The 3,681-nt window shown below is 76.0% G+C and carries 4 protein-coding genes and 1 pseudogene; 1 reads left to right on the top strand and 4 read right to left on the bottom strand.

The annotated features are described in order from the left end of the window. Positions 1–65 precede the first annotated feature (65 nt). The 3 genes and pseudogenes from FRZ03_RS40155 to FRZ03_RS09480 all read right to left on the bottom strand — a co-directional run bounded on the left by FRZ03_RS40155 (position 66) and on the right by FRZ03_RS09480 (position 1,697). Complete coding sequence (locus FRZ03_RS40155) at positions 66–356, bottom strand: DUF5954 family protein (RefSeq protein WP_261398789.1); 291 nt, start codon at positions 354–356, stop codon at positions 66–68. A gap of 83 nt (positions 357–439) precedes the next feature. Next, a pseudogene (locus FRZ03_RS40150) lies at positions 440–649 on the bottom strand (DUF5954 family protein); the annotation flags it as partial. A gap of 175 nt (positions 650–824) precedes the next feature. Further along, positions 825–1,697 carry a helix-turn-helix transcriptional regulator gene (locus tag FRZ03_RS09480; RefSeq protein ID WP_146464731.1) on the bottom strand — a complete coding sequence of 291 codons (873 nt, stop codon included), beginning with the start codon at positions 1,695–1,697 and terminating at the stop codon, positions 825–827. Between the two features lie 207 nt (positions 1,698–1,904). Between FRZ03_RS09480 and FRZ03_RS09475 the strand changes: the two genes are divergently transcribed. Further along, entirely contained in the window at positions 1,905–3,077 is a 1,173-nt protein-coding gene (locus tag FRZ03_RS09475) for an MFS transporter (RefSeq protein ID WP_261398787.1), read from the top strand. A 16-nt stretch (positions 3,078–3,093) separates the two neighbouring features. Here the strand turns inward: FRZ03_RS09475 and FRZ03_RS09470 are convergent, their stop codons facing one another. Continuing rightward, positions 3,094–3,549 (bottom strand): nuclear transport factor 2 family protein, encoded by a 456-nt coding sequence (locus FRZ03_RS09470; protein WP_146464729.1) that lies wholly within the window; start codon positions 3,547–3,549, stop codon positions 3,094–3,096. Positions 3,550–3,681 lie beyond the last annotated feature (132 nt).

Raw genomic sequence — 3,681 nt, 5'->3', positions numbered from 1 at the left:
CGGGCGCCGCGCGCGGCGGGAGCCGGGGGCCGACGCCGCCGCGGTGCTGGACCCGGGGGCGCCGCTCACCGCGGCCCGGGCCGCGGGGCGACCGGCCCGGCGCACCTGGGGCCGCGCCGGTTCCCGCTTCCCCGAGGGCGGGGGGGGCGGGGACCGGCGTGGTCGAAGGTGCGCAGGGCCGGTCGTTCCGTGGCCAGGGCCGGGGTGAGCGGCGCGTCCGGGTCCAGCACCGGGTCGGCGTCGGCCCTCGGCTCCCGCCGCGCGAGGCTCCAGTCGGGGACGAGGGGCTCCGGATCGGTCGGGCGCGGCAACTCGATGCCGTGGACCCCCGAACCGGCGTACTCCTCGGCCCGCACGACGCGATAGCGGGTGCCGAGCCGGTGAGCTCGTTCACCGGCTCGGTCTCCAGCCGGGCGACCGCGGCCAGCAGGGCCCGGCGCTCCGCCCGGTCCCACGCCTCGTCCTTGGCGCGGAACCACGGCAGCGAGTTCAGGCTGTCGCGCGACATCTGCGGGAAACCGGCCGTGACCGGGACCACCACCCGCCGGCGCTGCCCGTCCTCCGGGCGCTGGGCGACCACGCCGAACAGCGGCCCGCGCACCGCGACTTCGCCCGCGCTCAGCACGGCGTCGGCGGCGTCGGCCTCCATGGCGGCCTCGACCGGTTCCACCGGGACGCGCACCACCACCGGCCGGGACGCCGCCCGGACCGACACCCCTGGCTCCATGGCGCCCGTCCTGCCGACCGGACGGTGCGCCCAGCGCCGTTCTCGGTGAAATGCCTGTCCCGCAACGACACATCCGCCATCCGGGCCCGCCGGGTCCTCACCCGTCCTGGAGCCGCCGCAGGGCGTCCTCGGCGGCCAGATCGGCGGGCAGATAGGCCAGGAGGTGATGGCCGGGCTCCTCGACGGCGGCCAACTTCACGTAGCGCAGCCGGAGTTCACCGGCGGTCGGATGCCGGAAGCACCGCACCGAGGGCTGGAAGGCGGCGGTCTCCCGAAGGTCGTACCAGCGGGCCGCGTCGGCGTCGCACCGCAGTTCCTCGACGAGTTCGGCGAACCTCGCGTCCTGCGGCCGGCGGGCGGCCCGGGACCGGAACTGGCCGAGCAGCGCGCGGGCGTCCCGCTCCCAGTCGGCGAGCAGGGTCCGGGCGGGCGGCCAACGGAACACCAGCCACAGGAGGTTGCGCTGTCCGGGGCGCAGCCGCGCGGGATCGGTCAGCAGCGCGGCGTACCCGGCGTTCCAGGCCAGCAGGTCCCAGTGCGGGTCGAGCACCACGGCCGGGTGGGGTGACAAGGCCCGCACCAGGCTCAGGAGATTGGGCGAGACCCAGGTGGGGGCGTCGGGCGGGGAGTCGTCCGCCACGAAGGACAGCACATGCGCCCTCTCCGCACCGTCCAGCCGCAGCACCCGCGCCACCGCCCGCAGCACCTGCTCCGAGGTACGCACCCGCCCCTGCTCCAGCCACGTGTACCAGGAGAGGCTGATCCCGGCGAGCTCGGCCACCTCGGCCCGGCGCAGCCCCGGCGTCCGGCGGCCCGGGCCGTCCGGCAGACCCACGTCCCGAGGTGTCAGCCGTTCCCGGCGGGACCGCAGGAAGGCGCCCAGCTCCCGGCGGGGGAGGTCCCGCGAGGCGGCGGGCGCACCGGTCGCCGAAGCCCCGGCCGAAGCGGCTCCCGGCCTGCCGCGCGTCATCCTGACCCTCCTCGCCGCAGCGGGCGCCCGCCCGGTGCCGGCCCCCTCGTCCGATGGTGCCGTGCCCGGCGCCCGGGCCGTACCGGCAGGCTGTGAGCGATGGTAATAGGCAGCGCGCTCCGTCCCCACGGTCCCGGTGCTGGACTGGTCTCGGACCGCGACCGCCGCGGTCCGCGTCCTCGTCCGACCTCCCGTAAGGAGTGCCACGTGGTGACCACCACCGCGCCGCGACCCGTGGCCGTCCTGTCCCCGTCGGCCCTGCGGCTGCTGCGCACCGCCGGTTTCGTCAGCAACTTCGACCGCTTCTGCATCGCGCCCATGCCGGCCCTGATCGGCTCCGGCCTCGGGGTCCCGGTCGCCACCGTGGTCCTGGCGGCGAGCGGTTACTACCTGGCCTACGGGCTGATGCAGCCGGTGTGGGGAGCGGCCGGCGACCGGTGGGGCCGGGTGCGGGTGATGCGGGTGTCGCTGGCCGGGGCGGCGCCGGCCGCGCTGCTCTCGGCCTTGGCCCCCGACGCGCCCGTGCTGATCGCGGCCCGCGTGCTCACCGGCGCCTGCTTCGCCGCCGCCATCGCCGCCTCGCTGACGTACGTCGGCGACACCGTGCCCGCCGAGGTACGGCAGCGCCCCCTCAGCGAACTGATGACCGCGTTCGCCCTGGGCACCGCGCTCGCCACCGGCGTCGCCGGGGCGCTGGCCCACTACGCCGGCTGGCGGCCGGTGTTCGCCCTGCCCGGGGTCCTCGCCGGCTTCCTGGCCCTGGCCCTGCGCCGCCTGCCCGAACCCGCCCGGCCCCGTTCCGGGTCGCTGCTCGCCCCCTTCGGCACGGTCCTGCGCTCGCGCCGGCAGTGGTACGTCATGGCGGTGGCCCTGCTGGAGGGAGCGGTGCTGCTCGGCTTCCTGACCTATCTCGCCCCGGCGCTGGAAGCGCACGGGGTGCCCGTCGCCGTCGCCGGCGCGGTGGCGGCGCTGTACGGGGTCGGCACCATGGCCGCGTCGCGGGCGGTGACCCGGCTCGTCGGCCGGTGGTCCCCTGCGGCGCTGATCGTGGCCGGCGGGACCCAGACGGCCCTGGCCTATCTGCTCGCCGGCTACCGGCAGTCCACCGGCACGCTGGTCGTGGCCGCGGTGCTGCTCGGCGGCGGCTGGTCGTTCCTGCACTCGACGGTCCAGACATGGGCGACCACCGTGTGCCCGACGGCCCGGTCGACCGCAGTGGCCCTGTTCGGCGTGGCCCTGTACGGGGGCGGCGCCCTGTCCGGCGGGCTGGCCGCCGCCACCGCGCAGGCGGGCGCCTACCGGCCGCTGTTCTGGCTGGCCGCGCTGCTCAGCGTGCCGCTGACGGTGGCGGCGGCCGTGGGGCGGGCACGATGCCGGTGACCGCGCCGCGGCGGCCTCACCTGAGGGGGATGTCCTGTTCCCCGGGGGCGCGCGGGCCGAAGTAGCGCCGCTCGGACTCCTCGATGCGGACGTCGTTGATCGAGGCCTCGCGGCGGCGCATCAGACCGTTGTCGGCGAACTCCCACAGCTCGTTGCCGTAGGAGCGGAACCACCGGCCCTCGGCGTCGTGCCATTCGTACTGGAAGCGGACGGCGATGCGGTTGCCGTCATGGCTCCACAGGCTCTTGCGCAACACGTAGTCGAGTTCGTGCTCCCACTTGTCGGTGAGGAAGCGGATGATCTCGTCGTGCCCGGTCAGGAAGAGGTCCCGGTTCCGCCAGACCGAGTCCTCGGTGTAGGCGAGGGCGACCCGCTGCGGATCGCGGGTGTTCCAGACGTCCTCGGCGGCCCGCACCTTGGCCTGGGCGCCTGCGAGGTCGAACGGGGGGAGGGGCGGACGCGCTTCTGTCATGGCGGGGCTGTCCTTCGCGCTCTGTTCGGCTGATCGGCCCCGGCGCGACGTGGGACACCCGAGGGGGTGGAGGGCGACCGCAGCACCGGAGGGGTGGACACGCCAGCAAGGTACTTGATGCCGACCGCGTTC

This window comes from Streptomyces misionensis (assembly GCF_007896895.1).
Lineage (GTDB): Bacteria > Actinomycetota > Actinomycetes > Streptomycetales > Streptomycetaceae > Streptomyces > Streptomyces misionensis_A.
The sequence above is the reverse complement of the archived record's forward strand: the minus strand, read 5'-3'. Positions and strand labels throughout refer to the sequence as shown.

Bases quoted from the DNA above. Each gene is read 5' to 3' on its own strand.
- FRZ03_RS09480 (WP_146464731.1), bottom strand. From the start codon at position 1,697: ATGACGCGCGGCAGGCCGGGAGCCGCTTCGGCCGGGGCTTCGGCGACC.
- FRZ03_RS09470 (WP_146464729.1), bottom strand. From the start codon at position 3,549: ATGACAGAAGCGCGTCCGCCCCTCCCCCCGTTCGACCTCGCAGGCGCC.